This is a genomic window from Pseudomonas sp. GM102, assembly GCF_000282555.1.
Lineage (GTDB): Bacteria > Pseudomonadota > Gammaproteobacteria > Pseudomonadales > Pseudomonadaceae > Aquipseudomonas.
This window is the reverse complement of the sequence record NZ_AKJB01000055.1, coordinates 1-14,204: the sequence shown is the minus strand read 5'-3', so window position 1 is coordinate 14,204 and position 14,204 is coordinate 1. Positions and strand designations below refer to the sequence as shown.

The following is a 14,204-nucleotide window of genomic DNA, read 5'->3' as shown; positions in this document are numbered from 1 at the left end:
TTGTCAGTCAGGAGTTGGACCGAGCATAAGTCCACCCTATGACTGACCGCGACAATCATTCACCCCGCGTATGCGTAGCCATCGGTTCAGCGCTTGCGCAGTTTCTTCTCGCGTTTGTCGGACTTTTCGAACGCCTCTTCCAGCGCCTGGTTAATGGTGCGCAGGACCTTGACCCGCGCCCAGCGCTTGTCATTGGCTTCCACCAGGGTCCACGGTGATATCTCGGTGCTGGTGCGATCGACCATATCGCCAACAGCGGTGCGGTAATCGTCCCACTTGTCGCGATTGCGCCAGTCGTCTTCGGTGATCTTGAAGCGCTTGAAGGGGATCTCTTCGCGCTCCTGGAAACGCTCCATCTGAGTCTGTTTGTCGATGGCCAGCCAGAACTTGACCACGATTACCCCGGCATCGGCGATCTGCTCTTCGAAGTCGTTGATCTCGCCATAGGCGCGCATCCAGTCCGCCTTGCTGCAAAAGCCTTCGATGCGCTCCACCAGCACCCGGCCATACCAGGAACGGTCGAACACGGTGAATTTGCCCCGGGCCGGGATATGCCGCCAGAACCGCCAGAGATACGGCTGGGCCCGTTCTTCCTCGGTAGGCGCGGCGATCGGCACGATGTCGTACTGACGTGGGTCGAGCGCTGCGGCCACCCGACGAATTGCCCCGCCCTTGCCTGCCGCGTCGTTGCCTTCGAACACCGCGATCAACGCGTGGCGACGCATGCGCTTGTCGCGCATCAGCCCGGAAAACCGTGCCTGCTCGGTAATCAGCTGCTCTTCATAATCGTCCTTATCCAGCTGCCGGGTCAGGTCCAGGCTATCAAGCAGATTCACTTGATCGACGCTGGGGAACAAGGGCGCGGCGCTGACTTTTTCCGGGTGAATCCTGGGTCTTTTCAAGGCACTTTGCAGGCCATCGAGCAGAATCTTGCCGACCGCCAGGCTTCTATAGTTCGCGTCCACGCCTGCAATCACATGCCACGGCGCATAGTCGCGACTGGTGCGGCGCAGCACCCGTTCGCCATACTTCACGAATTTGTCGTAGGTCGCGGATTGCTGCCAGTCCAGCGGGCTGATTCGCCAGCTGTGCAGCGGGTCATCGGCCAACGCCTTGAGCCGCGCTTTCATTTGTTTTTTGGAGAGGTGAAACCAGAACTTGAAGATCAGCGCGCCTTCGTCGCACAGCATCTTCTCCAGCCGCTCGGCCCCGTTGATGCTTTGATCGAGTCGCGGATCCTTGAACAAACCATGAACCCGTCCCTGCAGCATCTGGCTGTACCAGTTACCGAAGAAAATCCCCATGCGGCCCTTGGCCGGGAACATCCGCCAGTAGCGCCAGGCGGGCGGGCGCGCCAGTTCTTCGTCAGTCTGCTGGTCGAACGTGCGGACCTCGATCGAGCGCGGGTCCATCCATTCGTTGAGCAACTTGACCGTCTCGCCCTTGCCTGCCCCTTCAATGCCGTTGATCAAAATGATCACTGGAAAACGGTGTTGTTGCCGAAGTTCGAACTGCGCTTCGAGCAAAGCTTCACGCAGGGCCGGCACTTCGGCGTCATAGGTTTCTTTGTCGATGGTATGACCGATTTCGGCGGATTCGAACATAAGGCAGCTCCTTCCAGGATTGAGCAAGACTAGCGGATTGGGCAGGTAGTCATCAGAGAAATTCCCAGGGGCGCTTTTTGTGGCGAGGGGGTGCCGCACAACCTGTAGGAGCGAGCGGTGCGGCGATCCGACTTGCCCGCGAAGAATTCACCGCGTTTTTTCAGGTATTACGCGTCATCGTTCTTCGCGGGCAAGCCTCGCTCCTACAGGATTTTGGATCAAGCACCGCGGCAGCGATCGGCTAGAATGGCCACCTTGTCGTTGCCGAGCCTGCCATGAAATCTGTATTGCCCCACGCCCAGCTCGACTGGGACGACCAAGGTCGCCCGCGTTCGCGGGTGTTCGATGATGTATATTTTTCCGACCTGTCGGGCCTTGAAGAAACCCGCTACGTGTTTCTGCAGCAAAACGATTTGCCCGATCGTTTCGCCGCTTTGCCGGCGGGTGGGCGACTGGTAATTGGCGAGACCGGTTTCGGCACCGGGCTGAATTTTCTCTGTGCCTGGCAGTTGTTCGAGCAGCACGCGGTGGCCGGTGCGCGACTGCATTTTGTCAGCGTCGAAAAGTACCCGTTGAGCGCGCCCGATCTGCAACGGGCCCTGGCGTTATGGCCGGAACTCAAGCCATTCGCCGATCAATTGCTGGCGCAATACGTAGCGATCCATCAGGGCTTTCAGCGCCTGGTGCTGGACAACGGTCGCGTCACCCTGACCTTACTGATCGGCGATGCGCTGGAGCAGTTGCCACAACTGGATGCGCAGATCGACGCCTGGTTTCTCGACGGTTTCGCTCCGGCGAAAAACCCCGACATGTGGACCGCCGAATTGTTTGCCGAACTGGCGCGCCTGGCGGCACCCGGCTCGACCATCAGCACCTTTACCAGCACCGGCTGGGTGCGCCGTTTGCTGAACGCGGCGGGTTTCAAGATGAAGCGCACGCCGGGCATTGGCCATAAATGGGAAATTCTGCGGGGCACGTTCCTCGGTTGGCCCGAAGAGGCCGCTAAACCAGCCTCGGCAAAACCATGGTTCGCTCGTCCACAGCCGCTGACCGGCGAACGCCACGCCCTGGTGATCGGCGCCGGGCTGGCCGGTTGCGCCAGTGCCGCCAGCCTGGCCGCGCGGGGTTGGCAAGTGAGCCTGCTGGACCGCCACGAAGCACTGGCGCAGGAAGCCTCGGGCAATCCTCAGGGCGTGCTCTACCTCAAGCTTTCGGCCCATGGCACGGCGTTGTCGCAATTGATCGTCAGCGGTTTTGGTTACACCCGCCGTCTGCTGGAACAGCTGCAGCGTGGCGTCGACTGGGACGATTGCGGCGTCTTGCAACTGGCCTTCAATGCCAAGGAAGCCGAGCGTCAGGCGCAATTGGCCGCGGCCTTTTCACCGAGCCTGGTGCATCTGCTCGATCAACCCCAGGCCCAGGCCCGAGCCGGCATCGAATTGGCGCACGGCGGCTTGTTCTACCCTGAAGGCGGCTGGGTTCATCCGCCTGCGTTGTGCCAGAGGCAGGCGTCCTCAACGAACATCCAGTGGCTGCCCCATCGCGACGTGCTGGAGCTGCGCAAGGTCGATGATCAGTGGCAGGCCTGGGACGGCGATGCATTGCTGGCCAGTGCGCCCGTGGTGATTCTGGCCGGCGCCGCCGAGATCAAGCGTTTTCCTCAAAGCGCCGACCTGCCCCTCAAACGCATTCGCGGCCAGATCACCCGACTGGCGCAAACCCCTGAAAGCCAGAGCCTGGCGACCGTGGTCTGCGCCGAAGGCTATGTGGCGCCCGCACGCCTGGGCGAACACACACTCGGCGCCAGCTTCGATTTCAAAAGCGATGAGCTGACCCCGACCGTCGCCGAACACCTTGGCAACCTGGCGTTGCTCGAAGAAATCTCCACTGACCTGGTCGCCCGTCTGCATGTTCCAGACCTGGACCCGCAGCAGCTTGAAGGGCGCGCGGCATTCCGCTGCACCAGCCCCGATTATCTGCCGATCGTCGGACCGTTGGCCAACCAGGCGGCCTTCGCTGAAGCCTATGCCGCGCTGAGCAAAGATGCCCGGCAAGTGCCCGATATGCCATGCCCATGGCTCGACGGGTTTTACGTCAACAGCGGTCACGGTTCTCGCGGTTTGATCACCGCGCCATTGTCTGGCGAGCTATTGGCCGCATGGCTTGAAAACGAGCCCCTGCCCTTGCCCAGAACCGTGGCCGAGGCCTGCCATCCCAATCGTTTTGCCTTACGCCAATTGATCCGCGGAAAGGCCTGACCCATCGACATATAACTTATCGGTCTAAAACTCCAGGGATCCAGCTGGGTCAGTTTCCGGGTACCCGCCGTTTTTGGCGAGGTATCGATTGACCCTCCCCAACGGAAAAACCGGTAAGGACTTATGTGCGGATTAGCTGGAGAATTACGTTTCGACCATCAACCTGCGGACCTCGCAGCCATTGAACGAATCACCCATCACCTGGCCCCTCGCGGCCCTGATGCATGGGGTTTCCACAGTCAGGGGCCGATTGCCCTGGGCCACCGGCGCCTGAAAATCATGGACCTGTCGGACGGCTCGGCACAGCCGATGATCGACAACCAACTGGGCCTGTCCCTGGCCTTCAACGGCGCGATCTACAACTTCCCGGAACTGCGCACTGAGCTTGAAAGCCTCGGGTACGCCTTCTATTCCGGCGGCGACACCGAAGTGCTGCTCAAGGGGTATCACGCCTGGGGCGAAGCCTTGTTGCCCAAACTCAACGGCATGTTCGCCTTCGCCATTTGGGAGCGCGACGCCAAGCGTCTGTTCATCGCCCGCGACCGTCTGGGCGTGAAGCCGTTGTATCTATCGCGCACCGGTCAACGCCTGCGCTTTGCCTCGGCTCTGCCAGCATTGCTCAAGGGAGGCGACATCAACCCGATCCTCGATCCGGTGGCACTCAATCATTATCTGAACTTCCATGCGGTGGTCCCGGCCCCGCGCACCTTGCTGGCGGGCATCGAGAAACTGGCCCCGGCGAGCTGGATGCGCATCGACGCGGACGGCACCACCGAGCAGAAAACCTGGTGGACCTTGCCCTACGGCCCACATGCCGATGAGATGAATCTGACCCTCGAAGACTGGCGTGATCGCGTGCTCGACAGCACCCGTGACGCGGTGGCGATCCGTCAACGGGCGGCGGTGGACGTTGGCGTGCTGCTTTCCGGCGGCGTCGATTCGAGTCTGTTGGTAGGCCTGTTGCGCGAAGTCGGGGTCGAAAATTTGTCGACCTTTTCCATCGGTTTCCAGGATGCCGGCGGCGAGCGTGGTGACGAGTTCCAGTATTCGGACCTGATCGCCAAGCACTACGGCACGCAACACCATCAACTGCGCATCGACGAAAAAGAGATCATCGAGCAACTGCCCGCGGCGTTCCGCGCCATGAGCGAGCCGATGGTCAGCCATGACTGCATCGCGTTCTATTTGCTGTCTCGCGAAGTGGCCAAGCACTGCAAGGTGGTGCAAAGCGGCCAAGGCGCGGACGAGTTGTTCGCCGGGTATCACTGGTATCCGCAGGTGGACGGTGCGAGCGATCCGTACGCGGCCTATCGCGATGCGTTTTTTGACCGCAGCTACGCCGACTACGCCGCCACGGTGCAGCCGAAATGGCTGACGACCAACGACGCGGCCGGCGACTTCGTGAAGGAACATTTCGCACAGCCCGGTGCCGACGCAGCCGTGGACAAAGCCCTGCGCCTGGACAGCACCGTGATGCTGGTGGATGACCCGGTCAAACGCGTCGACAACATGACCATGGCCTGGGGCCTGGAAGCGCGTACGCCCTTTCTCGACTATCGCCTGGTGGAATTGTCGGCGCGGGTGCCGGGCAAATTCAAACTGCCGGATGGCGGCAAGCAAGTCTTGAAAGAAGCGGCACGGCTGGTCATTCCGAGTGAAGTGATCGACCGCAAAAAGGGTTACTTCCCGGTCCCTGGCCTCAAGCATTTGCAGGGCGACACGTTGAACTGGGTGCGTGAACTGCTGCTCGATCCTAGTCAGGATCGTGGTCTGTTCAACCCCGCCATGCTCGACCGCCTGCTGACCGATCCACAAGGTCAACTGACCCCGTTGCGCGGTTCCAAGCTGTGGCAATTGGCAGCCCTGAACCTGTGGCTCAGTGAACAAGGAATCTGATCGATGAAACCTCACGCTACGGCTTATAGCCAACGCCTGTTGCGCGGTCAGGCGCCCTCCTACGAACGCTTGCAGGCGCGCCTGGCCGAAGACGGCAGTGAATTGGGTGCCGCGCCAATCGCGGTGCATTGCGGTTGGGGCCGGCTGCTGATCGGCCATACCTTTCCCGATGCCGCGAGCCTTGCCCAAGAGTTGCTCAATGAGCAGCCCGGTGAGCGGGACATCGCTTTGTACGTTGCCGCGCCCCAGCAAGTGCTGGGGCTGGAGCCGGCGCAACTGTTCCTCGACCCATCCGATACCTTGCGCCTGTGGTTCAGCGATTACCGTCAGGCCACCCGGGTATTTCGCGGCTTTCGCATCCGTCGGGTGCAAAGCGAAGCGGACTGGCAAGCCGTCAATCAGCTGTATCAGGCGCGCGGCATGCTGCCGATTGATGCGAGCTTGCTGACGCCTCATCCCCAGGGCGGCCCGGTTTACTGGCTGGCCGAAGATGAGGACAGCGGCGCGATCATCGGCAGCGTCATGGGCCTGAATCATCACAAGGCGTTCAACGATCCGGAAAACGGCAGCAGCCTGTGGTGCCTGGCGGTCGATCCACAGTGTTCCCGCCCAGGCGTCGGTGAAGTGCTGGTGCGGCACTTGATCGAACACTTCATGAGTCGTGGCCTGAGTTACCTGGACCTGTCTGTGCTGCACAACAACCGTCAGGCGAAAAGTCTTTACGCCAAGCTCGGTTTTCGCAACTTGTCGACCTTCGCCATCAAGCGCAAAAACGGCATTAACCAGCCGTTGTTTCTCGGCCCCGGCCCCGAAGCCGAGTTCAATCCGTATGCGCGAATCATCGTCGAGGAGGCTCATCGGCGCGGCATTGAGGTGCAGGTGGATGACGCGCAAGCGGGTCTGTTTACCTTGATTCACGGCAGTCGTCGGGTGCGTTGCCGCGAATCATTGAGCGATCTGACCAGCGCCATCAGCATGACCTTGTGTCAGGACAAGAGCCTGACCCACAAGGTGCTGAAAAACGCAGGTCTTGAACTGCCCGCCCAACAACTGGCGGGAAGCGCGGACGACAATCTGGCGTTTCTCGACGAGCACCAACGGGTGGTGGTCAAACCGCTGGACGGTGAACAGGGCCAAGGGGTGGCGGTGGATTTACGCACCCTCGAAGAGGTCCAGCAAGCCATCGAAAACGCCCGCACCTTCGACAGTCGGGTGCTGCTGGAAAGCTTCCATGAAGGCCTCGACTTGCGGATTGTGGTGATCGGTTTCGAAGTGGTCGCCGCCGCCATTCGCCGGCCGGCGGAAGTGGTGGGCGATGGTCAGCATTCCATCGGTGCGCTGATCGAGGCCCAGAGTCGTCGCCGGCAGGCGGCGACCAGCGGTGAAAGCAAAATCCCGCAGGACCATGAGACCCAGCGCACGTTGCAGGCTGCGGGTTACGACTACAGCAGCATTCTGCCGGTCGGTGAGCATCTGTTCGTACGGCGCACGGCGAACCTTCATACCGGCGGCATTCTTGAGGACGTCACGGCGATTCTGCATCCGACCTTGGTGGATGCGGCGGTGCGTGCGGCGCGGGCGCTGGATATTCCGATGGTCGGGCTCGATCTGATGGTGCCGGCCGCTGACCAGCCGGAGTATGTGTTTATCGAAGCCAATGAGCGCGCCGGGCTGGCCAACCATGAACCGCAACCGACGGCCGAGCGGTTTGTGGATTTGTTGTTTGCGCATAGTCAGCCGGTGGCCTGACATTGATGTGTCGCCTGTTCCATCGCCATCGCGAGCAGGCTCGCTCCCACATTTGACCGCATTCCCCTGTGGGAGCGAGCCTGCTCGCGATGGGGCCCTGACAGATCACACACCCTTCATGATCGTTCCCACGCTCTGCGTGGTAATGACTCCTCGGACGCTCCGCGTCCACTTGGGACGCAGAGCGTCCCTGGCTGCATTCCCACGCGGAGCATGGGAACGATCAGCTCTCACCTCATCAGGAGTTTCCATGACCAGCAAAATTCCCGAACCGGACCTCAATTACCTGCAAAAAGTCCTGCTGGAAATGCTCGCCATTCCCAGCCCCACCGGGTTCACCGACACGATCGTGCGTTACGTCGCCGAACGCCTCGAAGAGTTGGGCATTCCCTTTGAGATGACTCGTCGCGGCACTATCCGCGCCACCCTCAAGGGCAAGCAGAACAGCCCGGACCGCGCCGTCTCCGCTCACCTGGACACCATTGGCGCGGCGGTTCGCGCGATCAAGGACAATGGTCGCTTGACCCTGGCGCCAGTCGGTTGCTGGTCCAGCCGTTTTGCCGAGGGCAGCCGCGTCAGTCTGTTCACCGACAACGGCGTGATTCGCGGCAGTGTGTTGCCGCTGATGGCCTCGGGGCACGCGTTCAACACTGCCGTGGACGAAATGCCGATCAGCTGGGATCACATCGAATTGCGCCTGGACGCCTATTGCGCCACCCGCGCCGATTGCGATTCGCTGGGGATCAGCGTCGGCGATTTCGTCGCCTTCGACCCCTTGCCGGAATTCACCGAAAGCGGCCACATCAGTGCCCGTCACCTCGATGACAAGGCCGGCGTTGCCGCACTGCTGGCGGCGCTGAAAGCCATTGTCGACAGTGGCGAAGAGTTGATGATCGACTGCCATCCGCTGTTCACCATCACCGAAGAAACCGGCAGCGGTGCGGCGGCGGCCCTGCCTTGGGATGTCAGCGAATTCGTCGGCATCGACATCGCGCCAGTCGCGCCCGGCCAGCATTCCAGTGAGCACGCGGTGAGCGTCGCGATGCAGGATTCCGGCGGGCCTTACGACTATCACCTGTCGCGTCACCTGCTGCGGCTTGCCAGCGACAACGAACTGCCGGCGCGTCGCGATCTGTTCCGCTACTACTTCAGCGATGCTCACTCGGCCGTCACTGCTGGCCACGACATTCGCACCGCCCTGCTCGCCTTCGGCTGCGATGCCACCCACGGCTATGAACGCACCCACATCGACAGCCTCGCCGCCCTGAGTCGCCTGCTCGGCGCCTACATCCTCAGCCCGCCGGTGTTCGCCAGCGATGCACAACCGGCCAAGGGCTCCCTGGACCGGTTCAGTCACCAGATCGAACACGAGACGCAGATGGAAAGCGATACCCGGGTGCCGTCGGTGGATAGTTTGATTGGGCAGCGTTCGGAGAGCTGATCCTGACGATCGTTCCCACGCTCCGCGTGGGAATGCAGCCCGGGACGCTCCGCGTTCCTTTCGAGAGCTGGAACGCGGAGCGTCCCCTGAGGCATTCCCACGCAGAGCGTGGGAACGATCAAGATCAAAAGATCGCAGCCTTCGGCAGCTCCTACTGGTGATGCGTTCATAACCGCCGTAGCATCGCGCCATTGTTTAGCCGAGGTGCCTTATGCTGATCCCCCACGACCAACTTGAAGTCGACACGCTGACCCGTCTGATCGAGGATTTCGTGACCCGCGACGGCACGGACAACGGCGATGACACACCGCTGGAAACCCGCGTCTTGCGTGTTCGTCAGGCATTGACCAAGGGCCAGGCGCTGATCGTCTTCGATCCGGAAAGCGAACAATGCCAGTTGATGCTCAAGCACGACGTGCCCAAGCACCTGTTCGACTGAGGTTCTTAACGGGCTTTGGCTTGGGCCTGTTTGATCTGGATGCGCTCATAAACTTCGGCGCGATGTACGTTGACCTGCTGCGGCGCTTCAACACCGAAGCGCACGCTGCTTCCGTTAACGGCAAGAACCCGCACGGTGATGTTGTCACCAATGGATATCAACTCGCCCACAACGCGACTAAGTACAAGCATGGCATTCATCCTTCAGGGTTACCGGCCCTTGAAGATGCCCGGCGCGTAGCGGGTCTTCAATGCAACAGCAGCAAAACAGTCTCGCCCTACAGCGCAGGCTGCTTCGCCCTGAAGGACGTATCCGACAAACCGGTTTGAATAAGGACCGATCCTTCAGGAAGCGGAAAAACGCGGGCCAAACAGGATGACGCTCGCCCCGATCACACACAGCGCCACGCCAATCCAGTCCGAGCCCAGCGGACGAATCCGCTCGACCACCGCCAGCCAGCCGATCGACGCAATGATGTAGATGCCACCGTAGGCGGCATAGGCGCGGCCGGCATAGCTCGCTTCGACCCGGGTCAGCAGCACCGCGAACAAGATCAGGCTGAGCAACGCCGGGATGATCCACCAAGCGCTTCTACCTTGGCGCAACCACATCCAGAAGGCGAAGCAGCCAGCGATTTCGAACAGCGCGGCGAGGAAAAACCACAGGTAATTGATCATGCAGATGTCTCGTGAGGATGACCGGTTGCGGCCACCCTAACGACGGTCTTGCGCGCGGGCAAGTTCAGCCTGCGGATTGTTTGGCCTTGGCGCGCATTTTGTCGGCCATCACGGTCATTTCGTTGTAGAGCACTTGCGGGTCTTTTTGTTTGATCGCCCAGGCCATGCGGCCCTGTTCGTGAGGCAGAATCAGGAATTCGCCGGCGGCGACCTGCTGATAGATATAGTCGGCAATGTCGGCAGCACTGATCGGCGAGCTTTCCAGCAACTTACCAACTTGGGCTTTCATGGCCGGGGTCGGGCCGCGGAAAGAGTCCAGTAAGTTGGTCTGGAAGAACGACGGGCAAACGACATGCACGCTGACTTCCTCGTGGGCCAGTTCGATCAACAGACTTTCGGACAAAGCCACCACACCCGCCTTGGCCACGTTGTAGTTGCTCATAGCCGGACCTTGCATCAGTGCGGCCATCGAGGCGATGTTGATGATCTTGCCTTTGCTTTTCTCCAGTAGCGGCAGGAAGGCCTTGCAGCCCTTGACCACGCCCATCAGGTTGATCGCGATCTGCCAGTCCCAGTCTTCCAGCGACAATTCACTGAAGAACCCGCCCGAGGCCACGCCGGCGTTGTTAACGATGACGTCGATGCCGCCGAACTTCTCTTCACAGGCTTGGGCGAACGCCGTTAGTTGGCTGTAGTCGCGCACATCACAACGCTGGATGAAACCATCACCGCCGGCTTCGCGAACCAGCTTCAGGGTTTCTTGCAGGCCGGGTTCACTGACATCCGACAAGGCCAGCTGCCAGCCTTCACGCGCCCAGCGCAGCGCGATTTCGCGACCCAGGCCTGAGCCCGCGCCAGTGATCATCATGCGATTTTGCATAGCAAACAGCCTTGTTGTTCCGGGGAAGATGCACCGAGTGTAGCGAAGGACAATGCGCGACCCACGCTCCATCAGATTGCTGAATGGCCAGCAATGAACCACGGCGCGGTCCGGTTGTTTCAACGTTGAAACGCAGTAAAAGAAATAAACGTACTTGCCAAATACATTAAAAAAACCTGGAATTTTTCTTCATATCCATGAGTCGGATTTTGTAAGCAGCTAGGATTAATACAAGTCCTGCTGATGGCTAAAACGCCAGGTCAAATCCACAACCAACAAGGAAATAGACATGGGCACAATTCTTATCATTATTCTTATCCTGTTGCTGTTAGGTGGTCTGCCGGTCTTCCCATACTCCAGAAGTTGGGGTTACGGCCCGTCCGGTATCATCGGCGTGGTGTTGGTGGTGCTGTTGATCCTGCTGCTGCTCGGCAAGATATAGAGGTTTATCAGGCAAAAAAAAGAGGTCCTTGAAAGGACCTCTTTTTTATTGCGTCAACACTTAGTCTGGCTTGCCGTCAACCACACCGGCGGTGTTGTCGATCAGGCTTTTGGTGGCCGTCTGGATGAACGACTCGAGCTTCTGCTTGAGCGCCGCTTCATCAGCCGATGCCGGAATCACTTCACCTTTCGGATTGGCGCCCAGTTCGTATTGATACAACTTCGGCGGCATCTCTTTGGGCAGTACCAGCACGCGATCCCCGGTAAGCAATGCGACCGTCTGATCGCTGCCCGACGGCTTGATCATGCCAAAACCCTTGTCGCCTTCCGGCAGGTTCAGCAAGTCGCGACCCCAGCATTGTTGAATCACCTCTCCACCAATACGGCCCATGATGGTCGGCACGATGTCGATCTGGGTGCCGACGGTATGGTCGACCTGGCCGAATTTTTCCTGGACGCCCGGCCCGATCAGCAGCATCGGCACGTTGAAACGACCCAGGTCCATTTCGGTGATCTGTTGTTCATTACCGAAACCGTGGTCGCCGACCACCACGAACAGGGTTTCCTTGAAGTACGGCTCTTTGCGGGCCTTCTCAAAGAACTGACCTAACGCCCAGTCGGAGTAGCGCATGGCGGTCAAGTGTTCGTTGAGGCTGCCGCGATCGGTCACGCGCGCAACCGGCAATGGCGTCGGCAAGGCGTACGGCGTGTGGTTGGAGAGGGTTTGCAGCAAGGCATAGAACGGCTTTTTGTCCTTGCCATCGCGAGCTTTCAACTCTTCCAGGCCACGGTTGAACATGTCCTGGTCGGACACGCCCCAGGTCGGATCGGAGAACACCGGGTTGACGAAGTCATTACGCCCGATGAAGTTGGTCATGCCCTGGTTGCTGAAGAAGCCCGACTGGTTGTCCCAGGCGAAGTCGCCGTTATAGACGTACACATCGTCGTAGTCACGGGCGCTGAGCAACTGCGGCAGGCCGGACAGTTTGTGGCTGCCTTCCGGGGTCTGCATCAGGTATTCGAAACCCGGCAGGTTCGGGAAGCAGGCCATGGTGGCGAACATACCCTGATGGGTATGGGTGCCATTGGAGAAGAAGCGGTCGAACAACAGGCCTTCTTTCGACAATTTGTCGAAAGAAGGCGTGACTTCACCCGGACGACCCAGAGCGCCCACCGAGTGACCGGCAAAGCTTTCCATCAGGATCACCACCACGTTCTTGATCGGCAGTGTCTTGTTGGTGTCGGGGCTGAAATTGCGACGCACCGCGGCGGTCTCGGGATCGACCAGCTTGTCGCTTGAGGTCAGCAACATATCGCGCACGGTCTGCTGGGCCAAAGGCTGCGGCAGTGTGGCTTTCCAGATGTTGTCGCGATCTTCGGACATCCGGCTCTTCGCCGCCGCGATCAGCGACAGCGTGCCGTTGAGGCCCAACTGGTTGGCGAAGTTGGAGTCGGTGGTGTAAACGTCACCCCAACGCATCGGCGGGCCTTGACGCAACGTACCGCGAGCCGCGACCACGCAGACCAGCAGGCAGACGACGAACACCACGCCGCGCGCATACCACGGAGCCACCTGCCGCGTACTAATGCTGCCACCGCTGAACGGCCCGCGAGGACGCGTGGCACGGTCGGCGCCCTTGAACGCGAGGGTCAGAATCAACGTACCCACGGCCCAGGCCAACAGATAGCGAACCACCGGAAAACCGTACCAGAGCATGCTCATCACGGTTTTCGGGTCTTCTTTCACGTACTGGAAGACCAGACCGTTGAGGCGCTGGTGGAACTCGCGGTAAAAGTCCATCTCCATCAGGCCGAGGAACAGCGCGATGCTCGAGACAACGGTCAGCCACAACCGGAAGAACCCGCGGGCGGCCATGGCCCTGGCACTGAACAGGGCCAGCAGCAGCGGAATGCTGAGGTAAACCACCAGGCGCAAGTCGAAACGCAGGCCGTTGGCGAACGCTTCCAGAAAGGTCGAGGCCGGTGTGTCGAGGATCATCGAGCTGTTGTAGACCAGCAGCGCCACGCGCAGCAGGCTGAACATGACCATCATGACCAGGGCACACAATAGCGTGTAGGCCAAATGCGATTTGACGGTCGGTTGCAGCAGGCGACTAGAAGCTCGCTGCTGACTCAGGGCGTCCGGGTTTGCCATGTCGTTTTAGGACCCATTGGAAGTTGAAGTTTCAAAAATACAGCGGCGCCTTGCCTGATGCTGGTCGGTCAAGAAGCGAAATCCGTGGGAGCGGGCTTATGTGGCGAGGGGGCTTGCCCCCGTTCGAGTACGCAGCGCTCGCAAATTTTTGGGTCCGCTGCGCGGCCCAACGGGGGCAAGCCCCCTCGCCACAAACCCGCTCCCACATGGATTTGCGTTTAACTGACCGGCATCAGCTGTCTTGCCCTCTGTTGGCCATCCTCGGCCCAGGGCTTGCGCGGTGCGCAAATGTTGCACGATCAACCGCGGCATTACCATTGATTACTGACCCGCAGGCCCGACTGTCGCTTGTAGCGTTGTGGGACAAGAGACATGGTGCAAAGTTGCGGGCTGACTCATTGGGACGCGAGTGAATTGTCTTGGAGGCTTTGTGAAAATTTCGTTCAACGCATATCCAGAAACAAAATAAAGCCCCGTCCCTTGGTAAAAACACGAACGCCCCGATCAAATCGCAATGCTGTTCACTTAAGAACGTCTTGAGTCAATGAGAAACCTGTGGCGAGGGAGCTTGCTCCCGCTTGAGTGCGTAGCACTCACAAAAATCGGCAATGATTGTCAGATTTTTGGGGCCGCTACGCAGCCCAGCGCGAGCAAGCTCGCTCGC

The 14,204-nt window shown here is 59.9% G+C and carries 11 protein-coding genes; 6 read left to right on the top strand and 5 right to left on the bottom strand.

Going from position 1 to position 14,204, the window contains the following annotated elements; genetic code table 11:
* Positions 1-86: 86 nt before the first annotated feature.
* On the bottom strand, positions 87-1,604 hold the full coding sequence (gene pap, locus PMI18_RS17070; RefSeq protein WP_007899681.1) for a polyphosphate:AMP phosphotransferase: 1,518 nt from the start codon (positions 1,602-1,604) through the stop codon (positions 87-89).
* Positions 1,605-1,879: 275 nt separating this feature from the next.
* Here pap and mnmC point away from each other — a divergent pair, with 275 nt between their 5' ends.
* The 5 genes from mnmC to PMI18_RS17095 all read left to right on the top strand — a co-directional run bounded on the left by mnmC (position 1,880) and on the right by PMI18_RS17095 (position 9,387).
* Positions 1,880-3,862 (top strand): bifunctional tRNA (5-methylaminomethyl-2-thiouridine)(34)-methyltransferase MnmD/FAD-dependent 5-carboxymethylaminomethyl-2-thiouridine(34) oxidoreductase MnmC, encoded by a 1,983-nt coding sequence (mnmC, locus tag PMI18_RS17075; protein ID WP_007899678.1) that lies wholly within the window; start codon positions 1,880-1,882, stop codon positions 3,860-3,862.
* A gap of 123 nt (positions 3,863-3,985) precedes the next feature.
* Positions 3,986-5,758, top strand: coding sequence for an N-acetylglutaminylglutamine amidotransferase (locus tag PMI18_RS17080; RefSeq protein WP_007899676.1), 1,773 nt, complete (start codon positions 3,986-3,988; stop codon positions 5,756-5,758).
* Positions 5,759-5,761: 3 nt separating this feature from the next.
* The gene (gene ngg / locus PMI18_RS17085) at positions 5,762-7,507 is read left to right on the top strand and encodes an N-acetylglutaminylglutamine synthetase (RefSeq protein ID WP_007899674.1); all 1,746 of its coding nucleotides are present in this window, start codon (positions 5,762-5,764) and stop codon (positions 7,505-7,507) included.
* A 250-nt stretch (positions 7,508-7,757) separates the two neighbouring features.
* Positions 7,758-8,948: an osmoprotectant NAGGN system M42 family peptidase gene (locus PMI18_RS17090; RefSeq protein WP_007899671.1), complete on the top strand. Its 1,191-nt coding sequence runs from the start codon at positions 7,758-7,760 to the stop codon at positions 8,946-8,948.
* Positions 8,949-9,159: 211 nt separating this feature from the next.
* Entirely contained in the window at positions 9,160-9,387 is a 228-nt protein-coding gene (locus tag PMI18_RS17095) for a YheU family protein (RefSeq protein WP_003199186.1), read from the top strand.
* Positions 9,388-9,392: 5 nt separating this feature from the next.
* Here PMI18_RS17095 and csrA read toward each other — a convergent pair whose 3' ends face one another.
* From csrA to PMI18_RS17110, 3 genes are all read right to left on the bottom strand, one after another.
* Complete coding sequence (gene csrA / locus PMI18_RS17100) at positions 9,393-9,578, bottom strand: carbon storage regulator CsrA (protein ID WP_007899659.1); 186 nt, start codon at positions 9,576-9,578, stop codon at positions 9,393-9,395.
* A 153-nt stretch (positions 9,579-9,731) separates the two neighbouring features.
* The gene (locus PMI18_RS17105) at positions 9,732-10,064 is read right to left on the bottom strand and encodes a YnfA family protein (RefSeq protein ID WP_007899658.1); all 333 of its coding nucleotides are present in this window, start codon (positions 10,062-10,064) and stop codon (positions 9,732-9,734) included.
* A gap of 64 nt (positions 10,065-10,128) precedes the next feature.
* Positions 10,129-10,944 carry an SDR family oxidoreductase gene (locus PMI18_RS17110; protein ID WP_007899657.1) on the bottom strand — a complete coding sequence of 272 codons (816 nt, stop codon included), beginning with the start codon at positions 10,942-10,944 and terminating at the stop codon, positions 10,129-10,131.
* Positions 10,945-11,227: 283 nt separating this feature from the next.
* On the opposite strand from PMI18_RS17110, the gene PMI18_RS30245 reads away from it, so the two are divergent.
* The gene (locus tag PMI18_RS30245; RefSeq protein WP_177319020.1) at positions 11,228-11,386 is read left to right on the top strand and encodes a DUF3309 family protein; all 159 of its coding nucleotides are present in this window, start codon (positions 11,228-11,230) and stop codon (positions 11,384-11,386) included.
* Between the two features lie 60 nt (positions 11,387-11,446).
* On the opposite strand, the gene PMI18_RS17120 is transcribed toward PMI18_RS30245, so the two are convergent.
* Positions 11,447-13,540, bottom strand: a complete 2,094-nt coding sequence (locus PMI18_RS17120; protein ID WP_007899655.1) for an LTA synthase family protein — start codon at positions 13,538-13,540, stop codon at positions 11,447-11,449.
* Positions 13,541-14,204: the final 664 nt, after the last annotated feature.

Bases quoted from the DNA above. Each gene is read 5' to 3' on its own strand.
- pap (WP_007899681.1), bottom strand. From the start codon at position 1,604: ATGTTCGAATCCGCCGAAATCGGTCATACCATCGACAAAGAAACCTAT.
- mnmC (WP_007899678.1), top strand. From the start codon at position 1,880: ATGAAATCTGTATTGCCCCACGCCCAGCTCGACTGGGACGACCAAGGT.
- PMI18_RS17080 (WP_007899676.1), top strand. From the start codon at position 3,986: ATGTGCGGATTAGCTGGAGAATTACGTTTCGACCATCAACCTGCGGAC.
- ngg (WP_007899674.1), top strand. From the start codon at position 5,762: ATGAAACCTCACGCTACGGCTTATAGCCAACGCCTGTTGCGCGGTCAG.
- PMI18_RS17090 (WP_007899671.1), top strand. From the start codon at position 7,758: ATGACCAGCAAAATTCCCGAACCGGACCTCAATTACCTGCAAAAAGTC.
- PMI18_RS17095 (WP_003199186.1), top strand. From the start codon at position 9,160: ATGCTGATCCCCCACGACCAACTTGAAGTCGACACGCTGACCCGTCTG.
- csrA (WP_007899659.1), bottom strand. From the start codon at position 9,578: ATGCTTGTACTTAGTCGCGTTGTGGGCGAGTTGATATCCATTGGTGAC.
- PMI18_RS17105 (WP_007899658.1), bottom strand. From the start codon at position 10,064: ATGATCAATTACCTGTGGTTTTTCCTCGCCGCGCTGTTCGAAATCGCT.
- PMI18_RS17110 (WP_007899657.1), bottom strand. From the start codon at position 10,944: ATGCAAAATCGCATGATGATCACTGGCGCGGGCTCAGGCCTGGGTCGC.
- PMI18_RS17120 (WP_007899655.1), bottom strand. From the start codon at position 13,540: ATGGCAAACCCGGACGCCCTGAGTCAGCAGCGAGCTTCTAGTCGCCTG.